The organism is Fundicoccus sp. Sow4_D5, assembly GCF_052116365.1.
GTDB lineage: Bacteria > Bacillota > Bacilli > Lactobacillales > Aerococcaceae > Fundicoccus.
In genome coordinates this window covers 18,757-41,368 of the sequence record NZ_JBQKLF010000016.1, presented here as the reverse complement: position 1 = coordinate 41,368, position 22,612 = coordinate 18,757, and the positions used below count along the sequence as shown (strand labels likewise).

Genomic DNA, 22,612 nt, shown 5'->3' with positions numbered 1-22,612 from the left:
CTTGTTAGCGTGGCTACTTAAATGAACCTGATATGCGGACTAGTGGACTCGAAATGGCTATCCAAAGACTCGTCCTGCTGGAGAGGTGGATCTGAGAGCGCGGAATAATCAAATTTATTTAGTCTAACCAATTAATTAAGCCAGTAAGCAGATAGACTCTCTATCGTGCTTACTGGCTATTTATATACGTAGAACATGCTCTCTTATTTTGCCTTAAAACTATTATCTGAGGATAGTTAGTAAAGAGGCAAGTTGGGGAAAAGAAAAAGCGTCACTCACCTTTTAAAAGGCTAGCGACGCTTGGATAATTACAAAATGATCAATCGTTCGTTTCGTAACGATTGATTAACCCCAAACAGAGTCAAGGATCATTGTTTGTTTTCTATCAGGACCTACTGAAAGAGTTGCGATTTTTACACCAACTAATTCACTAATGCGACGAACATAATTTTGAGCATTTTGTGGTAACTCTTCGTATGTTTCACAACTAGTGATATCTTCAGACCAACCAGGTAATTCTTCATAAACTGGAATACACTCACCAAGTTGTTTTAAGCTTGCTGGGTAATATTCGATAGTTTCACCAGAACTAGTACGGTAAGCAGTACAGATTTTAACTGTTTCTAAACCACTTAAAACATCAATACTGTTTAGTGATAAATGAGTAATACCTGAAACTCGTTTTGAATGGCGCATTACAACACTATCAAACCAACCAATACGTCTTGGGCGACCTGTAGTTGTTCCGTATTCACGACCCACTTCACGAATTGTATTGCCAACTTCATCGAATAGTTCTGTAGGGAAAGGACCGTCACCTACTCTAGATGTATATGCTTTACACACACCAACAACAGTATCAATTTTAGTAGGGCCCACACCACTACCTATTGTAACGCCACCTGCTACAGGGTTTGAAGATGTTACGAAAGGATAAGTTCCTTGATCGATATCTAACATAACACCTTGAGCCCCTTCGAATAAGACACGTTTACCATTATCGAGTGCATCGTTTAAAATAACTGATGTTTCATCAACATATTTCTCGATTTCTTGACCATAGGCAAAGTACTCTTCGAAAATATCGTCGAATTTCAACGGGCTATGTCCGTATACTTTTTCAATTAGTTTATTTTTTTCTTCTAAATTAATTTTTAAACGTTCTTCAAATATTTCTTTATCTAATAAATCGGCAATTCGGATACCTACTCGGGCAGCTTTATCCATGTATGCTGGTCCGATACCTTTAATTGTCGTTCCAATCTTATTGTCACCTTTTGAATCTTCTTGAAGTTGATCTAAAAGAATGTGATATGGTAAGATAACATGCGCTCTCGCTGAGATTCGTAGATTGTCGGTAGAAACACCTTCATCTTTTAAGTAATTTAACTCTTTGACGATTGATTTTGGATTGATGACAACACCATTTCCAATAACGCTAATTTTGTCTTGAGCAAATATTCCAGAAGGAATTAAGTGCAACTTGTAAGTTTTACCATCAAACTTAATAGTGTGCCCGGCATTGTCGCCACCTTGATAACGTGCAACAACTTCTGCATTTTCGCTCAGGAAGTCAGTAATTTTCCCCTTACCTTCGTCTCCCCACTGAGTTCCTACAACAACAACTGATGACATATAAACGACTCCTTTATATCCTATTTTAAGAATATGAATTCTAATTCGTACTTTGACTGCATTCTGCAGGGTTAGTAAAAACCTCAACACGGTACACCCTATTATACGCTAAATTCTTTACGATTTCTTTATTAATATAGTGTAGTTTACTAAATGATAGAAATTGATCTGTAAAACGTCACGTTTAGTGATCAGATTTTAACTCATTTATGTTTCAACTTAACATGGCATTTACTCATTTTTATCAAACCATTAGAACTGCAAAGCCTACTCATAGAAAATACTATAAGTGACAAAGATATGCAAGAAACCCAACGGGCAATAAACTTAGTGGAGCCAACTTAAAACAAAAAAACTGACACAGCTAGTTTACTTAACGAGCGTGTCAGTTTTTTATAAGGCTTCAGTCAATTAAAGTAGATTTTAGTAGAAAGCCCAATAATTGAGGCCATCTTCTAAAAATATCCGTTCATCAATTCCTTGGATACTATACATCTTAGAAGGATCATCGTTAGGATCATTCACGTAGACCTTTCCGTCTTCGTATCCCCTTATAACTAGGATATGACCCGTTTCAGTGAAAAAGCCAGGTTCAACAGAGGCAACAATAATCTGGCCTTCTTGAACAGCTTCCATCGCAGTGTAAAAATCACTACCGAAGTTAGTCATGGAATAGCCAAAGTGTTGTGCGAAGTCATAAAAGATTGTCCATGAGGTACCAGCATTATGAACGTAATACGTTTCTTTACTCCAGTCCAAAATATCCTGAGGAAGCACTTCTTTTCCAGAATTATTTGCATGAACCATTGCTAGAGACACAATGGCACAGCCGTTTTCTCCAAGTTGTTGTGAAGTATTAGATCCATATCTTAAATCACGCCACTCAGGATCTTTTTGCAGTAGTAAAGGAACATCAATTTGTTGTATTTCTTGTAAGTTCTCTTCTTGGGCTGGATGTTCTGGTAAAAATAATGCACCTAATTCATCTAATGTTAGATTTGTATCATTAATTGCAGCGAGTATGTCTTTTTGCGCTGTTAATGGATTGTTTTGATATTCAGTTTCAATAATCTTTTGAACCTGTTGTTCAAGTACTGTATCGGACGGTTGATATTTATTTAATATAGTATTAAAATCTTTTTCTTCAACTTTTACAAGTTCTGTTTGCGAAGAAATATCTACCGAGCTTTCTGATTCAGGACTTGTCAGGATGTTTGAAACGGTTGTGTTATTTTTAAATGAATCTTCAGCAATGATAGCATTATTATGTGCCGTTAAATTACCGAGATGAATGATTAAAAATACACCAACCACAATAAAAATAATTGAAAAAAGTGTTGCGAAATAATTTACTTTTGTTGCTTTAGGCATAACTTGCCTCCTCGTGTCTCAAATATGCATTTGACAATATGCATCGATATTATTCTAGCACATATCTATCTCATTGTACTTAAATTTTGTTTCAAATTAGTGAATAATTCTATAATAATACATACTTGTAATCTGTTTGAGAAGTCTATGCTAAAAGTATTCGTGAATTAGATAAAATTTTAAGCATTATTATAAACAAAAAACGATTCATTGTTAAATAATTCGACAAAGTGCATCAAATCAATTAAAATCGTGTTATATAATGTGACATCAAGTGTGAAAAAAAAGTTGACTATCAGTATCGTGATTTTTATAATTAAAACAAATTTTAAGGAGTGCGGCCAATGGCAGAAAAAGAGTTTAGAAAATCATTAGCGGTTTTTCCAATAGGAACTGTTATGCAATTGACAGGCTTATCTGCCCGTCAGATACGTTACTATGAGGATTATCAACTGGTTACGCCACAAAGAAGTGACACGAACCGAAGAATGTATTCGTTAAATGACGTTGATCGATTGCTTGAAATCATAGATTTATTAGATGAAGGAATGACATTGAAAGGAATTCAAAAACGTTATTCAAGTCCGCCGATCGAACCAATTGAAGAGGATAAGATTAGATTAACCGATCAAGATGTTCGACGGATTCTGCGTGATGAGTTAGAAATTCAAGGTCGCTTTCACTAATTTAAACGAAATGTGGGGGAAATTATTATATGACAACGAAATGGACTAAAGAAGCAATCATTAAAGATGCACAAAGCAAGAATGTACGTTTTATTCGTTTAATGTTTACGGATATTGCAGGAACAATTAAAAACGTAGAAGTTCCTTTTTCTCAATTAGAAAAAGCGCTTAATGGAAACATGATGTTTGATGGCTCTTCAATTGAAGGATTCGTAAGGATTGAAGAAAGTGACATGTATTTGGTACCTGATTTTGATACTTGGTTAATCTTTAACTGGCACGCAGATGAAGAAGCCGGAAGAATTGCACGCTTAATCTGTGATGTTGAAAATACGGATCGGAAACCATTTCCGGGAGACCCACGTAGTAACTTAAAACGTATGTTAGAAAAAATGCGTAAGTTAGGCTTTACTGATTTTAACTTAGGCCCAGAGCCAGAATTCTTTTTATTCAAATTGGATGAAAAGGGTGAACCAACGATGAGTCTGAATGATAATGGTGGTTACTTTGACTTAGCGCCAACAGACTTAGCTGAAAACTGCCGTCGAGACATTGTGCTTGAATTGGAAGAATTAGGTTTTGAAATTGAAGCCAGTCATCACGAAGTGGCACCCGGACAACATGAAATTGATTGGAAATACTCAGATGCTATCACTGCGTGTGATAACATTCAAACGTTCAAATTAATTGTAAAATCTGTAGCTCGTCGTCATAACTTGCATGCAACTTTTATGCCAAAACCTATTTTTGGAATTAATGGTTCCGGAATGCATTTTAACATGTCCTTATTTAACAAAGACGGAAATGCATTTTATGATGAGTCTACCGATGACCAATTATCACAAACAGCTTTATATTTCATTGGAGGCATGCTGAAGTATGCTCGCTCATTTACAGCTGTTTGCAACCCCACAGTGAATTCATACAAACGACTAGTGCCTGGCTATGAAGCACCTGTTTACGTTGCGTGGAGTGAGCAAAATCGTTCACCACTGATTAGAATTCCTGCGTCAAGAGGAAATTCGACTCGCGTTGAAATACGTAGTGTGGATCCATCTGCGAACCCTTACCTTGCTTTAGCAGTATTATTACAAGCGGGCTTAGAAGGGATTGAAAAAAAATTAACGCCGCCATCATCCGTCGATCGTAATATTTATGCGATGACTCGTGAAGAACGTTTAGCAGAAGGTGTGAACGACTTACCTGGTTCATTACGTGAGGCTTTAAAAGAATTAAAAAAAGAACCCGTAATTTTAGATGCATTAGGTCCACATATTGCGGAAAACTTTATTGCAGAAAAAACGATGGAATATTTTGCTTACCAAAAACATGTTACTCAATGGGAAGTTGATAAATATTTAAAACTGTATTAAACAATAGTATGATGAACCTATCAAGTAAAATTGATAGGTTTTTCAGTATATATTTTATGGAGGAGTGAGTGTTAGTGGTAAAGCAAAATGATGTTTTAATGCAATATTTCGAATGGTATTTGCCAGATGACGGAAATTTATGGAAGCAGCTAAAAGATGATGCGGCTCATTTGCAGAAACTTGGAATTAATAATCTCTGGATGCCACCTGCATCAAAAGCAACTGGTTCCGGAGACACTGGCTACGGAATCTATGATTTATTTGACTTAGGAGAATTTGATCAAAAAGGATCAATTCGCACGAAGTACGGGACCAAAGATGAGTATATTGAGGCAATTAATGAGTTGAAAGAGCATAATATTCGACCCATCGCGGATATAGTTCTAAATCATAAAGCAGGCGCAGACGAGAAAGAGACTTTTAAAGTACTTAAAATGGATTCAGATAATCGTCAAAAAGCCTTGTCAGAACCTTATGATATAGAAGCATGGACTCACTTTACGTTCCCAGGACGTCAAGGAAAATACAATGAATTTGAATGGCATTATTATCATTTTACAGGAATAGATTATGATGCACGCAATGATGAGTCTGGTGTTTACTTGATTCTAGGTGAAAATAAGGGCTGGGCTGATAATGAGTTAGTTGATTCTGAAAAAGGGAATTTTGACTACCTGATGTTTACGGATATCGACTATTCTCATCCAGATGTTATTCAGAATATTAAAGATTGGGCCCGTTGGTTTATTGAAACAACTGGTATTCAAGGATTTCGTTTAGATGCTATTAAACATATTGATGCCAAATTCATTGAGCACTTTATACAAGCTGTAAAAGATGCAATGGGGGAAGAGTTTTATGTGTTTGGTGAATATTGGCAAGCGAACTATGATGCGAAACGAAACTATTTAGAAGCCATTGATTATGAGTTTGACTTGTTTGATGTCGGCTTACATATGAATTTCTTTGAAGCTTCAAACCAAGGAGCTAATTACGATTTAAGGAAAATTTTTGATAATACATTGATGCTACATAATCCTTGGAACGCAGTGACCTTTGTTGATAATCATGACACACAAAAAGGGCAGTCCTTAGAGTCAGAAGTAAAAGAGTGGTTTAAATCTTTGGCCTATGGTTTGATTTTACTAAGAGAAGAAGGTTTGCCATGTGTATTCTATGGCGATTACTATGGGGTCGAAGGTGAGAATGGTCATGAAGGTTATCAAGATATGTTGAATGCTCTACTATACGTCAGAAAACATCATGCTTATGGTCAACAAACGGATTATTTTGATCATCATAATTGTATTGGTTGGGTACGTTTAGGTAATGACGACCATCCTGATGGTGTTGCAGTAATTCTTAGCAACAGTGAAGAGGGCTGGAAAGAAATGAATATGGGACCTGCAAATGCCGGGAAGGTTTTTGTGGATTATTTAAATCATCATGAGGCAGAAGTAACCATTAGTGAAAACGGTTCTGCAACGTTTCCTGTGAAGGCTGGTTCAATTTCGGCTTGGGTAAACAAAGAGGCTCATTATTCATAGAGTGCTATTAAGGGAATAATTAAGTTGAAGAATATGATTTTTTTCTTTAAATTAGGATGAATAATCTGTATCGTAGAAAAAACCGACAAAAAACCTCTTAGCGAGTGAGACTGCTAAGAGGTTTTTTGGATGATTATACGCTATATTAGGATTAACGACGAATGACTTCTTCAGTCGCTTTATCAAAGAAGTGAGCTTTGTTCATATCGAATGATAAATCAATCACTTCACCCGGTTTGTGGTAGTCACGAGCATCTACACGAGCAATAAATTCTGTGTCGCCAACTGATGAGTAAAGCATTGTTTCAGCACCAAGTAATTCAGAAACAGATACTGTTGAAGTAACGACTGAGTCTGGTGAAGCTTCTAATGCAACCATTTCAGAATGGATATCTTCTGGACGAATACCAAATACTAATTCTTTACCGTCATAACCACGTTCTACTAATAATGAACGTTGTGGTTCTGTAACGATTAAATCTAAACCTTTACCGTTTGTGATTTTACCGTTGTTAAATGTAACATTAAAGAAGTTCATCGCTGGTGATCCGATAAAGCCTGCAACGAATACGTTGACTGGTAAGTCATAAACTTGTTGTGGCGTTCCAATTTGTTGGATGAATCCATCTTTCATGATGACGATACGTGAAGCCATTGTCATCGCTTCAGTCTGGTCATGAGTTACATAGATAGTCGTTGTGTCTAAACGTTGGTGTAACTTAGCGATCTCAGCACGCATTTGTACTCTAAGTTTCGCATCTAAGTTTGATAAAGGCTCATCCATCAAGAACACTTTCGCGTCACGAACAATCGCACGGCCTAAAGCCACACGCTGACGTTGTCCACCTGATAAGGCAGCTGGTTTACGGTCTAAATATTCTCTTAAGCCTAAAATATCTGCAGCATTATCAACACGTTCTTTAATTTCAGCTTTAGGATACTTACGTAATTTTAAACCGAATGCCATGTTGTCAAAAACAGTCATATGTGGGTATAAAGCGTAGTTTTGGAAAACCATCGCGATGTCACGGTCTTTAGGTGCCACATCGTTCATTAAACGATCGCCAATGTATAATTCACCTTTAGAAATATCTTCTAATCCGGCGATCATACGTAGCGTAGTAGACTTACCACAACCAGAAGGCCCTACGAATACGATAAACTCTTTATCTTCAATATCTAAGTTAAAGTCTGTAACTGAATAGTTTGTAGCACCATCATACATCTTGTGGATGCTATCTAATTTAATTTGTACCATTTAATCAAGCTCCTTTGTTTATTACTTATCTGTAATATTAAATTTATTATAGTTGAAAGCGTTTTAAGAAACCATTGGCTCATTGCACAAAAAAACCTCGTCATAGTGTACACAAAGGGTTGTAAACCATTACAAAGGAATAATAACGGGAATGTGTGAATAAATTGTGTTATTTATGGATTAAATTCCACAGACAGCATAAAATTTGGTAGAATATAGAATGATATTGTGGAAAAGAGGGTCCGGATGAAAATAGAAAGAAAACGTGGCTTCGAAGTTATTTCAGCCTATCATGATAAAGGAATTAATATACCTGTTAGAGCAACCCATAAGGCAGCGGGTTACGATCTTGAATCAGCTGAAGACATTATTTTGCCGACATTTTGGAAACAGATTTTTAGATTTGTACTTACAGAGTTAAAACAATGGATTTTTTCTTCACCAAAAAAAGAAGACTTAGGTGAACTCCCCTTAATAGAAAGAATTTTAAAACCTACATTAGTACCGACAGGTTTGAAAGCTTATATGCAAGACGATGAATATATGCAAATCGTCAATCGATCAAGCAATCCCCTGAAAAGATTTTTGGCCTTACCTAATGGAATTGGTATTGTGGATGCTGACTACTATAATAATGAGAGTAATGAAGGACACTTATATGTTCAGTTAATTAACTTTGGCTTAGTTGATCAAGTAATTACAAAAGGCGATCGAATTGCTCAAGGAATTTTCTCTCCTTATTTAATTGTCGACGGCGATCAAGGGGGGACATCAGAAAGAAGCGGTGGTTTCGGTTCTTCTGATAAATAAATGATTAATCAAGGAGTGAACAAATGGCTAAAAAAAGAGTAATGTTTGAATGTTTAGCTTGTGGTTATGAATCTCCTAAATGGTTAGGGCGCTGTCCTAACTGTGGTGCCTGGAATCAGATGGAAGAACAGTTAGTCCAAAGTGAATCTGCTTCTAAACAAGCGAAAGTTCAAGTAACAACATCTAAACATCAACAAACCGGACGTGCACTAAAACTAGACGAAATTACCTATAATAGTGAAACCCGTTTTTCAACAAAGTTTGATGAGTTTGATCGTGTGTTAGGTGGTGGAGTCGTACCAGGTTCACTGGTATTAATCGGTGGAGATCCTGGTATAGGAAAATCTACCTTGCTACTGCAAGTTTCAGTACAACTCGCAAATGCTGGTCAAAAGGTTTTATATGTAACGGGTGAAGAAAGTGCTCAACAAATAAAAATGAGAGCAATTCGTTTAGCTTTAAAAGGTGACAATTTTTGGTTATTAGCTGAAACTGATTTATTAACGATTGGTTCTGAAATTGAAAGAATTGAACCAGACATCGTGATTATTGACTCTATTCAAACGATGCAAGTTCCCGAGCATACGGGAGCAGTCGGTAGTGTGTCTCAGTTACGTGAAGCGACGAGTGTCTTAATGCGAATTGCAAAAGATAATCAAATTGCGATCTTTATTGTTGGACACGTGACAAAAGAAGGGAATATCGCTGGACCAAGAATGCTAGAACATATGGTAGACACGGTGTTATATTTTGAAGGTGAAAGACATAATCGTTTTCGTTTACTACGGGCGGTCAAAAACCGTTTTGGATCGACAAATGAATTAGGAGTCTTTGAGATGTTAGAGGTTGGTTTACAGGAAGTTGGGAACCCCTCAGAACTCTTCTTAGAGGAACGATTACCCGGAGCGACAGGTTCAACCGTTGTGGCTGCTTTAGAAGGCACACGGACTATTTTAGCTGAGGTACAGTCGCTTATGACACCCACTGCTTTCGGTAATGCGAAACGAACAGCAAGTGGTATTGATTATCAACGTATCTCATTGTTATTAGCAGTAATGGAAAAACATTGTTCTATGTTAGTCCAAAATCAAGATGCTTTCTTTAAAATCACTGGTGGTGTTAAACTTAATGAACCTGCGATTGATTTAGCAATTGGCATTAGTATTGCTTCGAGTTATTGGAATAAAGCCACAAAGGCAGATGATGTGTTCATTGGTGAAATTGGTTTAACTGGTGAAATTCGTCGTGTTAGTCAAATCAAGGAACGATTAAAAGAGGCGGATAAGCTTGGTTTTAAACGAGCGTTTATTCCTAAGAATAACTTTAACGATCTTGATATTGATTTTGAAATTGAGCTAGTTCCTGTCGCAACGATTAAACAAGCTGTAGAACGTGTGTTTCCACGACAATAAATAAAGCGAAACAGGCGTTGTTTTTTTAAAAAAAAAACAGATACTTTTTACTGTTTAATTATTTTATAGGAGGTGAAAAAATGTTCAAAAGAGTCGTTATGTTTTTATCAGTTATTGTAGGATTGAGCTTTGGCTTTACCGTGGGTCCGTATATATGGACATCGCTGGGATCAGACAATCGAATACTTAACAATCCATATTTAAATGGACTTATTTTTGTTATTATATTTATTATTCTGGGTTCGTTAGTTGCACCGTTGATAGAAAAAGGAATTAAGCGATTATTGGAAATCATCAATAGTCAGACGACGACAAATTTAATTTTGGGAACGATTGGTTTGCTAATCGGATTATTAATTGGTTATTTCCTAGCGTTACCATTCGCAAGTTTAAACATCCCATTTGTGTCATCCACTTTACCGCTTATTCTTTCAATCGTTTTTGCTCTGATTGGGTATCAAACAGCAACTAGTCGTAAAGATGAATGGCGTAAGCTATTTAATCGACAAGCCAGTGAAAATGAATTTGAAGCTGAAATAGAATCACAAGTATTAGAAAGAAAAGTAGGCGAAGCCTTTCATAAGTATAAGTTACTTGATACAAGTGTTATCATCGATGGAAGGATTGCTGATATTGTTAAAACTGGATTTGTCGAAGGGATTCTAGTCATTCCGAATTTTGTTTTGAAAGAATTACAGTATATTGCCGATTCGTCAGATTCTTTGAAGCGTGCTAAAGGTCGTCGAGGATTAGATATCTTAAATACACTTCAAAAAGATGACGAAGTACCCATTGAGTTTTATGAAGGTGACTTTGAAGAAATTGCTGAAGTCGATTCAAAGTTAATCCGTCTAGCCAAGCTAATGGATGCGGCAATTGTAACGAATGATTACAATTTGAATAAGGTTAGCGAATTTCAAAATGTAACGGTCTTTAATATTAATGCGTTAGCCAATGCTGTAAAACCAGTAGTTATTCCTGGAGAACTGATGCGTGTCCAGATTATCAAGGCGGGAACTGAAAGAAAACAAGGTGTTGCTTACTTGGAAGATGGTACAATGATAGTTGTAGAAGAAGGCCAACATTATATGAATGAATGGCTTGAAGTAGTCGTAACAAGTGCATTGCAAACAGCAGCAGGACGTATGATATTTGCAAAACCAGCCCATTCCCAAGACCGTATTGAATAAAAATATTGTAAATAAAGATTAATAATGAAGTTTTTTATTGAAGGAGAATTGTATAATGAGTGACAAAATTCGTGTGAGATATGCACCAAGCCCAACAGGAGAATTACATATAGGGAATGCGCGTACAGCGTTATTTAACTATTTATTTGCCCGTCATCATCAAGGTGAGTTTATTATTCGTACAGAAGATACTGATATCAAGAGAAACTTAGCGCATGGTGAAGAGAGCCAATTAGCGAACTTAAGTTGGTTAGGTATTGACTGGGATGAAGCACCAAACAAACCAGGCGAATATGGTCCTTACCGCCAATCAGAACGTTTAGATATCTATAACCCATTAATTCAAGATTTAGTGGATCGTGACTTAGCTTATAAATGTTACATGACGGAAGAAGAATTAGAAGCTGAAAGAGACGCTCAAAAAGCTCGTGGAGAAATGCCACATTATGGCGGACAACACGCTAATTTAACAGCCGATCAACAAGCTGCTTTCGAAGCAGAAGGCCGCGAAGCAGTCATTCGTTTCCGTGTGCCAAGTGACGTTGTATATGAATTTAATGATTTAGTAAAAGGACCGATTAAATTCGAATCACGTAGTATTTCAGGTGACTGGGTAATTAAAAAGCGCGACGGTATGCCAACTTACAACTTTGCAGTAGCGGTTGATGATCATAAAATGGCTATTTCACACGTTTTACGTGGAGATGATCATATTGCAAACACACCAAAACAAATGATGGTATATGATGCATTTGGTTGGGATTATCCTGAGTTTGGTCATATGACATTAATCACCAATAGTGAAACAAATAAAAAATTAAGTAAACGTGATGGTGCGATTTTACAATTTATCGAACAATACCGTAACTTAGGCTACTTACCAGAAGCAATGTTTAACTTTATTACGTTATTAGGCTGGTCACCGGTAGGTGAGGAAGAGATATTTAGTCGTGAAGAATTAATTGAAATGTTTGATCATAAACGTTTATCAACTTCGCCAGCAGCTTTCGATACGAAGAAATTAGAGTGGATTAATAATACGTATATGAAGAAAGCCGCGTTAGAAACAGTAGTATCTTTATCATTACCTCATTTAATCCAAGCAGGTAAAGTAAGCGAAGATGCATCAGAAAAAGAACTTGCATGGGTAAGTAAACTAGTCAGTCTTTATCATGAGCAAATGTCTTTCGGTGCCGAAATTGTTGAATTATCTAGTCTGTTTTTCAACGAAACGTTAACGATTGATGATGAGAGTCGTGAAGTATTAAGTGCTGACACAGCAGCAACCGTTATTGAAGCAATGAAAAATAAATTATCTGAGTTATCAGATGAAGCGTTTGAAGCCAGTAATATCAAACCTCTTACTAAGCAAATTCAAAAAGAAACAGGTATTAAAGGACGTAACCTCTTTATGCCAATTCGTATTGCAGTAAGTGGGCAAATGCACGGTCCAGAACTTCCTTTATTAATTGAAGTATTGGGCAAAGAAAAAGCCATCAATCATATTGAACAAGTAATGTCTCAACTATAAGGCATTAACTTGATATTCACTAGCTGCCGAACGAGTTTTATTGCGAGGCAGCTAGTTTTGTCTATAATGAGAATTAGCAATGTGTTACAATGAGAGGCAAATTAACTAAAAAAATAGAATAAACAGCATAGAAGGAGCATGACCGATGAGTATTCAACTTTATAATACGTTGACCCGGAAAAAAGAGGCATTTAAACCAATTGAAGAAGGAAAAGTGAGATTCTATGTCTGTGGGCCAACGGTATATAACTACATACATATTGGGAATGCTCGCAGTACAGTCGCTTTTGACACGATTCGTCGTTACTTAGAGTTTCGTGGATATGAAGTAAACTATGTCAGCAACTTTACAGACGTTGACGATAAAATTATCAAAGCTGCTAAAGAAGAAAACTTAACACCTGTAGAAGTTGCGGATAAATACATTGAAGCATTCACACAAGATACAAGAGCAATTAACGTAAAGCCAGCGACGATTCATCCACGCGTGATGGATAATATTCCAGAGATTGTTTCTTTCGTTCAATCATTGGTGGATCAAGACTTCGCTTATGAATCTGAAGGAGATGTATACTTCAGAACGAATAAATTTGAAACTTACGGTCAACTCTCTGACCAGTCAATTCAAGATTTACTCGTCGGAGCAAGCGAACGTGTAGATGAAACATTAGCGCAAAGAAAAGAGGATCCTTTAGACTTTGCTTTATGGAAAGCGACTAAAGCAGATGATGAAATTAATTGGCCATCACCATGGGGCGCTGGACGACCAGGTTGGCATATCGAGTGTTCAGTTATGGCGACTAAATATTTAGGTAATACTTTAGATATCCATGGTGGCGGTCAAGATTTACAATTTCCCCATCACGAGAATGAAATTGCTCAATCAGAAAGTCATACCCATGAAGTGTTTGCCAACTATTGGTTACACAATGGTTTCGTTACAATGGGTTCTGATGAAGAAAAGATGAGTAAATCTTTAGGTAACTTTGTACTATTAAGAGATATTCTAAAAGAAGTTGAACCAATGGTTGTTCGTTTCTTATTAGGCACAGTGCATTACCGTCGACCATTGAAATACGATTGCAACGCCTTACAAGATGCACAAGCAAATGTGGACAAAATCCGCGAAGTGTTAAGAAAACTATCTTATCGTGCACAAGATGCAGTTACGATAGAAAATGAATTGACTGAAACACAAGAGTGGTTTGATAAAATCGCAGGACATAAAGCTGCTTTTATTAAAGCGATGGATGACGATTTTAACGCTGCTAATGGTATTACAACAGTCTTAGATTTAGTAAAAACGAGTAATCAATACTTAGAAAAAGCGACAGTAAACCAGACTGTCTTAGATGCTTTAACAGAATTATTGACTCAACTACTTGATATCTTTGGTTTAGACTTATCAGAAAATCAATTGCTAGACCAAGACATTCAAGACTTAATTGATGAACGTAAAAAAGCGCGTTTAGCAAAAGACTTTGCACGTAGTGATGAAATACGGGATCAATTGAAGGGACAAGGAATTATTCTAGACGATACACCACAAGGCACACAATGGAAGCGAGTGAAATAATGGGCAGTTCAGTTACAGTACAAGCAATTGATTTATTAAACGGTTCAACATTAGCTTATGTAGGAGATGCTGTGTACGAATTAGCAGTTAGAAAACACGTGCTTTCCAAAGGGATTACACAAGTGAATCACTTGCATCGCGCAGCGGTAACATACGTCGGGGCAGTAGGCCAAGCTAAAGTAATGTTGCATTGGATTAAGCAAGAGGATTTCTTAACCGCGCAAGAAATTACAATGTACAAACGCGGTCGAAATCACAAGGCAAATACGAAGGCTAAGAATGCTTCGATTGGTGATTACCGACAAGCAACTGGCTTTGAATCTTTATTGGGATGGTTAGCTTTGACGGAACAAACCGATCGATTAAATCAACTAATCAAAGAAGCAATCACAATGATTGACGAAGGAGAACAAGTAAATGAGTAATCAAAAACCACGTGGGAAAGGCAAACGTCATGAACGACCAAGAAAAAAAGACGCTTATCTACAGAATAAACGAGAGCAAGATATTGATGAAAAAGAGCAAAATAATGAAATTTTCTTTGGGAAACATGTTGTTTTCAACATTTTCAATGAGAATAAACAAGTAAATAAATTATTTATTCAAAAAGGAGTATCTGGGCCGCAAATTACGGATATACTTGCCTTAGTAAAACAACAGGGTGTCGTTTACCAAGAGGTACCGAAATCGAAGTTAGATGAATTGACGAATGGTGGAAATCACCAAGGTGTCGTGGTAACAACTCCTGCATTTCACTATCAGAGTTTCGAAGATATATTTGCCTTAGCAGAAGAAAGAGATGAAGCGCCTTTTATCTTAGTTTTAGATGGGATTGAGGATCCTCATAATCTTGGTTCGATTCTGCGTACGGCTGATGCTACAGGGGTTCATGGAGTGATCATCCCTAAACGTCGCGCCGTCGGCTTAACTGGTATTGTAGCAAAAACATCAACTGGAGCAATTGAACATGTTCCTGTCGTACGAGTAACGAACATTGCTCAAGCAATTGAACACCTTAAAGAAAAAGGAGTTTGGGTGTTTGCAACAGCAATGAATGGTGAAGATGTGCGAACTTGGAATAGCCAAGGAGCCATCGCGCTAGTTATCGGGAATGAAGGACACGGCGTTTCACAATTAGTTGAGGAATCAGCTGACGGAACGATCACCATTCCAATGGTTGGACATGTTCAAAGTTTAAATGCGAGCGTTGCAGCTGCCGTTTTAATGTATGAAGTGGCAAGAAATCGAATTCCGATGCCTCCTTCAACTAAATAAGTACGGAGGTGAGTGCAATGAAGCGGCAAGAAATAATGTTCGTGGACGGCTATAATATGATAGGTTCATGGCCAGAGTTGGCTCGCTTACAGAAGCGTGATGAAATACAAGCGGCACGAGATTTACTTTTGTTTGAATTGACAAATTACCGGAAATACAAAGACATTCAAACTTTGGTAGTCTTTGATGCACAGTTTGTGCCAGGTTTAACGAAAACTTATGATGAGTACGAAGTGCAAGTTGTCTTCACTAAAGAAGGGGAAACAGCTGATGCCTATATTGAACGTGAAGTAGAAAACTTTATCAATCCCTTAAACCGTGTCTACGTAGCCACTAGTGATAGTGCAGAACAATGGATGATTTTCCAAAAAGGTGCTCTGAGAAAATCTGCCAACGAATTGTGGATGGATCTAGAATATGCCAAACGTCAAATCAAACAAGATGTCCGAGAATATTATAATGATAAACTTCGAAGGCGAAGTCCTTGGGAAGTTGAACAATTAGCTGAATTAGATGCTTTGCGTATCTGGTTAGAGAACGATTCGGATTAGAAAGTACCAGCTTTCCTTTTAAAATAAAGGGAGGTAACAGATTTGCGGTTATATGAATCAACAACAAACGAAGATTTGGTTGCTATTTTGAAGGAAGAAATGTTAGATGAGGCTTTTGAAGAACTATTTAACCGATTTATACCAATGATCTATAGTATTCGTAGTGTTTACACGGTACCTGAATTTCAATTAGATGATTATTTTCAAGAGGGTAGAATTACATTGTTAAATGCGATTGATACTTTCGAATGTAATCGTAATGTTTACTTTGCAAGCTTTTTGCACAGATTATATAAGAATCACATTTATAATAAGCTAAGAAAAGTTTACTCACTTAAACGCCAAAATGGGTTTTGTGATTTGTCGATCGACACGCCCCACATTAGTGAAAAAACCTCTCAAGAAATCAATATTCTAGAGGTTATCTCTGATCCACATTGTTTTGAACCTGAAGCAACGATGATGATTAAAGAGAGAGCGAATGATTATTTCACACAACTTTCTGCGTTAGAAAAAAAAGCGATTGTCAGTTTTTTAGGACATACCACTTATGAAAATGTGGCGAAAGAATTGGAGCTGCCTGTTGATACTATCAGAAGTGCCATGAGTCGTGCTCGCCGGAAAATACGTCTAGAATTTAATGAAGTTGACTAATTAAGAATTTATTTTTATATAAAAAACCCAGACTACATCTTGACATTTTCACATTCAAGCCATATCATTAACTCTGACGCAAAATGTCATGTAAGGAGGGATTGCTATGGCACAGAAAAAGGCAGCCTTAGCGTGTACGGAGTGTGGCCAACGCAATTACCAGATGACGCCTACTCAAATGGGTAAAACAACGCGATTGGAAATCAAGAAGTTCTGTAGATATTGTAACAAACATACACAACATAAAGAGACTAAATAGATAGGATGATGATGATGGGTTACTTTAAAAATGTAATGACAGAAATGAAAAAAGTTACTTGGCCATCAGCGAAAGAAGTTAGAAAATATACAACAACTGTCATGGTAATGGTTGTACTATTTGCTTTATTCTTTGCTGTTGCAGATTATGGCTTCTCTAACCTTATCAACTGGTTAGTTACTTTATAATTAAAGGAATAGCTTCTATATAAACAATGGAAGTGTTATAATACCTATAGTTGAAAACCTACAATCTGTAGGTTTTTTTATTATGTTAGCAAATCGACTCAATAGATATCCCAATGAAGGAGCAATTAAAATGGAAATAAGCAAAGATTGGTATGTATTGCATACTTACTCAGGCTACGAGAACAAAGTTAAAGAAAATATCGAAATGCGTAAAGAAAGTATGAATATGGAGAATAATATTTTCCGTGTTGAAGTACCAGAAGAAGAGGTCACTGTCATGCAAGAAGGTGGCACAAGCAAAACGAAAATGGAAAAGACATTCCCAGGTTATGTCTTAGTTGAAATGGTTATGTCAGATGATGCGTGGTTTATCGTTCGTAATACACCAGGTGTAACAGGTTTCGTTGGTTCTCACGGAGCTGGAAGCAAGCCATCACCACTTTTACCAGAAGAAGTTGAAAGCATATTAGGTAATGCACCAGCAGCGCGTATCGACTTAAATGTTGAAGTAGGCGACCATGTGGAAATTACTGAAGGAGCATTCTCTGGCTTATCAGGTAGAGTTGAAGAAATTGAAGTAGAGCAACAGAAAATGAAAGTTCTTATTGAAATGTTTGGTCGTGAAACGGTTGCTGAACTTGAATTCCACCAAGTAAAAAAAGATAATTAATAAACAATCATCTCACTGAGAAACTATTTATAGGGTCAAGGTGAGTTTTTTGTTTTAAATGACAACTAGGTCATTTATATGTTAAATTATTGAAGAACGTACAGGGCGAGAAACAGATCTAAGGAATGATCCCCCTTGTACAAACAGACGAAACGAGGAATTTATCATGTTAAGTTACCATAAATTATTAAAATGGGCGACGCCTGCATTGTTCATGTTGGTGCTATTACTCAATTACTTTACATCTTTTGGTATTATTTTGCCTTTTAGTCAATCAGAAATTTCGAATCAATATCAAAATCTCTTTGCGCCGGCAGGTTTCACTTTTAGCATTTGGTCAGTGATCTATCTAGGAGTAATTGTTAGTCTAACTCTGGGGTTTAAAGTATCATCAAGTCACGAAAATTTAGCTAAGGGTTACCGACAATTAGTTCAACCCATTTATATCGAGTGGATGTTTTACAACATTCTTTGGACGATTGCTTGGAGTAATGACCAAGTGTTGATTGCTTTAATTGCGATGGTTCTATATGCACGTCGCATGTTGCAACTGATGACGCTCATCAGTGGGACTGCCATCTTAAGACAATCCCCTTGGTTATTGAAATATCCAACAGGTCTACATGCCGGTTGGTTGATTGTAGCAACCTTTGCTAACTTAACGACTTATGCAGTCAGCATTGGACTTGATGGAACAGGTACTTTAGGCTTTTGGTGGGCAATTGGCATGATGGTAGCAAGTCTGGCCACTGTTGTTTATTATTATGGAAAATATGGGAATGAAGCTATTATATTACCAGTATTATGGGCATTGATTGGAATAGTCGTTAAACATAATCCAGGAAGTGGATATGAGCATGCCAATGAATTATTAGCTTGGATAGCTGTTGGTCTATTCGTTCTTGGTAGCACCATTTATGCTCATCTATTTAAATTACAACTAAAGCAAATGAAGAAATAAAAAAAGCGTGTGTTGACTGATCAAAAGATGAGCCAACACACGTTTTATTTATTTATCGAACCAATATTTCAGCAATTTCTTCTAATTGTAAGCCGGTTGAATCTAAGCCACCACCACTTAAGTACCATAAGTCAGGTGTTAAGAAGATCAAACGACCAGTCTCAGAAGCGCGAATTGTTTGTAAATCATTACGTTGCATCAACATTTTTTGTTCATGAGCATCCTTTTCGGGATCATAGCGCATAGCTGCTGAACGGTTAATGATGAACACACGATCGGCATCTAAATCAGCAATTTCTGGAACCTTAATGCTTTCGCCTAATTCAGTAAAGCTGTAATCACGATCAACGGGTGTAAACCCTAGCAGAGTGAAAAATAAGGCGAAACGCGAATTAGGTTTGAACGTTGTAAATTTATTTTCATTATGTAGTAGTAATAATGTTTTACTCGGTGACACCTGACTAGTAGTGCGAATTTTATCTGCGCGTTTATTTAGATCAGTTAATAGACGCTGTGCCTCTTCTTCTTTACCAACGATTCTGGCTAATTCTAGATTTATTTCATCGAAATTAGACCAGTAGTTAGAAGTATCGGTCTCATAGTTAAATACAGGTGCAATCGTTTCTAACTCTTCCACTAAATGCAAAGTCCGAGCGGAAACAATAATTAAATCAGGGTTGAGCGAACGAATCAACTCAAGGTCAATATCTTTTAAGGACTTAGTATCAATCACTGAATCAGGCATACTGCTAATGTATTCAGGGATTCGATGTTTTGGCGCACCTACTACTAGGTTTTCAACGCCTAAAGCGCGTAGCGTGTCATAAGCATCATATCCAAGTGTCACAATACGAGACGGGAGAGTGTCAAACGTAATCTTTGCCTCTGGTTTTACATAAGAATTAAATATATTCATCATCATAACCTCCATATTTGATCATCCTTATTGTTATATTAACAGAAGCATCATTAAAAAACGATTAAAAGGAACTTTATTTGGCAAAAAGCTTGGAATATTAACTTATGCGTGCTATAATATCGCAGTGCGTCAAATAGTGCACATGAGTGGGAGGGGCCTAGGCTCCAATTACCACATCACGAACAAAAAATATTAAGGAGGAATGTTTCGTGGCTAAAAAAGTCGTAACACAAGTCAAACTACAAATCCCAGCGGGACAAGCAAGTCCAGCTCCACCAGTTGGTCCAGCTTTAGGTCAAGCACAAGTTAATATCATGGGGTTCTGTAAAGAATTCAACGCTCGTACACAAGATCAAATGGGTATGATTATCCCTGTTGTGATTGATGTATACGAAGACCGTTCATTTACATTTATTACTAAAACTCCACCAGCTCCAATCTTATTGAAAAAAGCTGCTGGAATTACTAAAGCATCTGGTGAACCAAACAAAAACAAAGTTGCTTCAGTAACTAAAGAACAAGTTAAAGAGATCGCAGAAACTAAAATGCAAGACTTAAACGCAGCAGACGTAGAAGCTGCTATGCGCATGGTTGAAGGTACTGCTCGCTCTATGGGAATCACAGTCCAAGACTAAGCACAAGGTAGCTTCTGTCCCCGTTTTCTATCGGGGGTGGGAGGAATAACCGCTAATACCACAAATTATAGGAGGAACAACAATGGCTAAAAAAAGTAAAAACTTTGTAGCGGCAAAAGAAAAAGTTGACCGCACAAAAAAATATGATGCCGCAGAAGCAATCGCATTAGCTAAAGAATTAGACTTTGCTAAATTCGATGCAACTGTTGAAGTATCTTACAACTTAAATATCGATGTTAAGAAAGCTGACCAACAAATCCGTGGCGCAATGGTATTGCCACATGGAACTGGTAAAACACAAACTGTAGTAGTTATCGCTCGCGGTGACAAAGCTAAAGAGGCGCAAGCAGCTGGAGCAGACTACGTAGGTGAAGCAGAACTAATCTCTAAGATTAGTGATGGTTGGTTAGACTTTGATGTTATGGTTGCTACACCAGACATGATGGGTCAAGTAGGTCGTTTAGGCCGTGTCTTAGGACCAAAAGGTTTAATGCCAAACCCTAAAACTGGTACTGTAACTATGGATGTTACAAAAGCAATTGATGACATTAAAGCTGGACAAGTAACTTACCGTGCTGACAAAGCAGGTATCGTGAACGTTCCAATCGGTAAAGTTTCGTTTGAAAATGACAAACTTGCTGAAAACTTAACAGCTTTACACGAGCAAATCGTTCGTTTGAAACCAGCATCAGCAAAAGGTACTTACATTACTAACTTAACGTTAACAACTACGTTTGGCCCTGGTATTAAATTAGATACAGCAACTATTTAATTAGTTGAAAGATCGGGATGATAAGAAAATCTTTATAAACTAAAGATTGACTCTCAAATTCATTTCCGCTAATATATATAAGTATTTACGACCAAAGACAGTAAGTGGCGAATGCCTTAATTTCTTACCGAGGAAGTTCCGAAGTGATGAGGAATCTATCTCTATGTCTAGGCGACATAGAGATTTTTTTATAACGAAAAAATCTCTAAATCAAAATTGATGGAGGTGAAACTGTTGACAAAAGCAATTATGATTAAAAAGCAAGAAGAAGTATCTTTGATTGCCGATGAATTAAGAGGCGCAACTTCAGTAGTTGTTGTTGATTATTTAGGTTTAACGGTAGAGGAAGTTACTAGCTTACGTAAACAATTACGTGATAGTAACACTAAGATGCAAGTTGTGAAAAACACAATCTTACGTCGTGCTGCTGTTGAAGCAGGCATTGAAGGACTAGAAGATGTATTCGTAGGACCATCAGCTGTTGTATATAGCACTGATGAAGTAGTTGCACCAGCGAAAATTGTAGCTGAATTTGCTGAAAAAGCAAACAAGTTATCAATCAAAGGTGGTTTAATTGAAGGTAAAGTAGCTTCAGCTGATGACATTAACGCATTAGCGAAATTACCAGACCGCGATGGACTATTATCTATGTTACTTTCTGTATTACAAGCACCAGTTCGCAACACTGCATTGGCTGTTAAAGCTGTTGCAGAAGCGAAAGAAGAAGACGCAGCTTAATTAAAACTAAACATATAAACGGAGGAAAACCAAAATGGCATTAAACATTGAAAATATTATTGCTGAAATTAAAGAAGCAACAATTATCGAATTAAACGACTTAGTAAAAGCAATCGAAGAAGAATTTGGCGTAACAGCAGCAGCTCCTGTAGCAGCAGCAGCAGGTCCAGCAGCAGAAGTAGAGCAAACTGAATTTGACGTTGAATTAGTATCAGCTGGTTCATCTAAGATTAAAGTAATCAAAGCAGTTCGTGAAGCTACTGGTTTAGGCTTGAAAGAAGCTAAAGAATTAGTAGATAGCGCTCCAAAAGTAATTAAAGAAGGCTTATCTAAAGACGATGCAGAAGCATTGAAAGCATCTTTAGAAGAAGTTGGCGCTTCAGTAGAAGTAAAATAATCTTTTACTCTCATAAAACGTACCTAGTATATTCTAGGTGCGTTTTTTTTTTTTTTTTTAATCAGAGAATATATTTTTGGGGTTTCGTTCAGCTTGTTGTTTTTCAAGGCGGTGGTCGCTTTCAAATTCTTATGTTTGTGAGGGCTTTTTCAGCTTCATAGACGAGGCACGCTTAGTTGATGAAGATAGATAAAGAAAAAAAAT

24 protein-coding genes and 1 other annotated feature are annotated in these 22,612 nt (G+C 37.0%); of the genes, 20 read left to right on the top strand and 4 right to left on the bottom strand.

Annotated elements, in window-relative coordinates:
* Window positions 1-345: 345 nt before the first annotated feature.
* Together ACTQ45_RS13110 and ACTQ45_RS13105 are read right to left on the bottom strand one after the other, a co-directional pair.
* A complete protein-coding gene (locus tag ACTQ45_RS13110) occupies window positions 346-1,635 on the bottom strand; it encodes an adenylosuccinate synthase (protein ID WP_441751743.1) in 1,290 nt (429 codons plus the stop codon).
* A 423-nt stretch (window positions 1,636-2,058) separates the two neighbouring features.
* Window positions 2,059-3,006: a C39 family peptidase gene (locus ACTQ45_RS13105; RefSeq protein ID WP_441751745.1), complete on the bottom strand. Its 948-nt coding sequence runs from the start codon at window positions 3,004-3,006 to the stop codon at window positions 2,059-2,061.
* 344 nt (window positions 3,007-3,350) lie between these two features.
* Between ACTQ45_RS13105 and ACTQ45_RS13100 the strand changes: the two genes are divergently transcribed.
* From ACTQ45_RS13100 to ACTQ45_RS13090, 3 genes are all read left to right on the top strand, one after another.
* Window positions 3,351-3,692, top strand: coding sequence for a MerR family transcriptional regulator (locus tag ACTQ45_RS13100; protein WP_441751747.1), 342 nt, complete (start codon window positions 3,351-3,353; stop codon window positions 3,690-3,692).
* Window positions 3,693-3,721: 29 nt separating this feature from the next.
* Entirely contained in the window at window positions 3,722-5,065 is a 1,344-nt protein-coding gene (gene glnA / locus ACTQ45_RS13095) for a type I glutamate--ammonia ligase (RefSeq protein ID WP_441763996.1), read from the top strand.
* Between the two features lie 74 nt (window positions 5,066-5,139).
* On the top strand, window positions 5,140-6,612 hold the full coding sequence (locus tag ACTQ45_RS13090) for an alpha-amylase (RefSeq protein ID WP_441763995.1): 1,473 nt from the start codon (window positions 5,140-5,142) through the stop codon (window positions 6,610-6,612).
* A 151-nt stretch (window positions 6,613-6,763) separates the two neighbouring features.
* Here ACTQ45_RS13090 and ACTQ45_RS13085 read toward each other — a convergent pair whose 3' ends face one another.
* Entirely contained in the window at window positions 6,764-7,870 is a 1,107-nt protein-coding gene (locus ACTQ45_RS13085; protein WP_441763994.1) for an ABC transporter ATP-binding protein, read from the bottom strand.
* A gap of 246 nt (window positions 7,871-8,116) precedes the next feature.
* Between ACTQ45_RS13085 and ACTQ45_RS13080 the strand changes: the two genes are divergently transcribed.
* The 13 genes from ACTQ45_RS13080 (at window position 8,117) to ACTQ45_RS13020 (ending at window position 18,947) form a co-directional block, all read left to right on the top strand.
* On the top strand, window positions 8,117-8,680 hold the full coding sequence (locus ACTQ45_RS13080) for a dUTP diphosphatase (protein ID WP_441751755.1): 564 nt from the start codon (window positions 8,117-8,119) through the stop codon (window positions 8,678-8,680).
* A 23-nt stretch (window positions 8,681-8,703) separates the two neighbouring features.
* The gene (gene radA, locus ACTQ45_RS13075; RefSeq protein ID WP_441763993.1) at window positions 8,704-10,092 is read left to right on the top strand and encodes a DNA repair protein RadA; all 1,389 of its coding nucleotides are present in this window, start codon (window positions 8,704-8,706) and stop codon (window positions 10,090-10,092) included.
* An 80-nt stretch (window positions 10,093-10,172) separates the two neighbouring features.
* A complete protein-coding gene (locus ACTQ45_RS13070; RefSeq protein ID WP_441751757.1) occupies window positions 10,173-11,282 on the top strand; it encodes a PIN/TRAM domain-containing protein in 1,110 nt (369 codons plus the stop codon).
* A gap of 55 nt (window positions 11,283-11,337) precedes the next feature.
* On the top strand, window positions 11,338-12,813 hold the full coding sequence (gltX, locus tag ACTQ45_RS13065) for a glutamate--tRNA ligase (protein WP_441763992.1): 1,476 nt from the start codon (window positions 11,338-11,340) through the stop codon (window positions 12,811-12,813).
* Between the two features lie 145 nt (window positions 12,814-12,958).
* Complete coding sequence (cysS, locus tag ACTQ45_RS13060; protein WP_441763991.1) at window positions 12,959-14,389, top strand: cysteine--tRNA ligase; 1,431 nt, start codon at window positions 12,959-12,961, stop codon at window positions 14,387-14,389.
* A complete protein-coding gene (locus tag ACTQ45_RS13055; RefSeq protein ID WP_441763990.1) occupies window positions 14,389-14,814 on the top strand; it encodes a Mini-ribonuclease 3 in 426 nt (141 codons plus the stop codon). The genes cysS and ACTQ45_RS13055 overlap by 1 nt, the downstream gene beginning before the upstream one ends.
* Complete coding sequence (rlmB, locus tag ACTQ45_RS13050) at window positions 14,807-15,664, top strand: 23S rRNA (guanosine(2251)-2'-O)-methyltransferase RlmB (protein ID WP_441751764.1); 858 nt, start codon at window positions 14,807-14,809, stop codon at window positions 15,662-15,664. Before ACTQ45_RS13055 ends, rlmB begins: the two co-directional genes overlap by 8 nt.
* Before the next feature lie 17 nt (window positions 15,665-15,681).
* Window positions 15,682-16,215 carry an NYN domain-containing protein gene (locus tag ACTQ45_RS13045; protein WP_441751765.1) on the top strand — a complete coding sequence of 178 codons (534 nt, stop codon included), beginning with the start codon at window positions 15,682-15,684 and terminating at the stop codon, window positions 16,213-16,215.
* A gap of 42 nt (window positions 16,216-16,257) precedes the next feature.
* A complete protein-coding gene (locus ACTQ45_RS13040) occupies window positions 16,258-16,869 on the top strand; it encodes a sigma-70 family RNA polymerase sigma factor (protein ID WP_441763989.1) in 612 nt (203 codons plus the stop codon).
* Window positions 16,870-16,975: 106 nt separating this feature from the next.
* A complete protein-coding gene (gene rpmG, locus ACTQ45_RS13035) occupies window positions 16,976-17,128 on the top strand; it encodes a 50S ribosomal protein L33 (protein WP_441751769.1) in 153 nt (50 codons plus the stop codon).
* Between the two features lie 14 nt (window positions 17,129-17,142).
* Window positions 17,143-17,316 (top strand): preprotein translocase subunit SecE, encoded by a 174-nt coding sequence (gene secE, locus ACTQ45_RS13030; protein WP_441751771.1) that lies wholly within the window; start codon window positions 17,143-17,145, stop codon window positions 17,314-17,316.
* 130 nt (window positions 17,317-17,446) lie between these two features.
* A complete protein-coding gene (gene nusG, locus ACTQ45_RS13025; protein ID WP_441751773.1) occupies window positions 17,447-17,986 on the top strand; it encodes a transcription termination/antitermination protein NusG in 540 nt (179 codons plus the stop codon).
* A gap of 166 nt (window positions 17,987-18,152) precedes the next feature.
* Entirely contained in the window at window positions 18,153-18,947 is a 795-nt protein-coding gene (locus tag ACTQ45_RS13020) for a hypothetical protein (protein ID WP_441751775.1), read from the top strand.
* A 52-nt stretch (window positions 18,948-18,999) separates the two neighbouring features.
* On the opposite strand, the gene ACTQ45_RS13015 is transcribed toward ACTQ45_RS13020, so the two are convergent.
* Window positions 19,000-19,863, bottom strand: a complete 864-nt coding sequence (locus ACTQ45_RS13015) for an ABC transporter substrate-binding protein (RefSeq protein WP_441763988.1) — start codon at window positions 19,861-19,863, stop codon at window positions 19,000-19,002.
* A 212-nt stretch (window positions 19,864-20,075) separates the two neighbouring features.
* On the opposite strand from ACTQ45_RS13015, the gene rplK reads away from it, so the two are divergent.
* The 4 genes from rplK (at window position 20,076) to rplL (ending at window position 22,408) form a co-directional block, all read left to right on the top strand.
* Window positions 20,076-20,501: a 50S ribosomal protein L11 gene (gene rplK, locus ACTQ45_RS13010; protein WP_311454218.1), complete on the top strand. Its 426-nt coding sequence runs from the start codon at window positions 20,076-20,078 to the stop codon at window positions 20,499-20,501.
* A gap of 82 nt (window positions 20,502-20,583) precedes the next feature.
* Window positions 20,584-21,273 (top strand): 50S ribosomal protein L1, encoded by a 690-nt coding sequence (rplA, locus tag ACTQ45_RS13005; RefSeq protein ID WP_441751779.1) that lies wholly within the window; start codon window positions 20,584-20,586, stop codon window positions 21,271-21,273.
* A gap of 73 nt (window positions 21,274-21,346) precedes the next feature.
* Window positions 21,347-21,471: a sequence feature (ribosomal protein L10 leader region), on the top strand.
* Between the two features lie 36 nt (window positions 21,472-21,507).
* A complete protein-coding gene (rplJ, locus tag ACTQ45_RS13000) occupies window positions 21,508-22,011 on the top strand; it encodes a 50S ribosomal protein L10 (RefSeq protein ID WP_441751781.1) in 504 nt (167 codons plus the stop codon).
* 34 nt (window positions 22,012-22,045) lie between these two features.
* A complete protein-coding gene (rplL, locus tag ACTQ45_RS12995) occupies window positions 22,046-22,408 on the top strand; it encodes a 50S ribosomal protein L7/L12 (RefSeq protein WP_441751783.1) in 363 nt (120 codons plus the stop codon).
* Window positions 22,409-22,612: the final 204 nt, after the last annotated feature.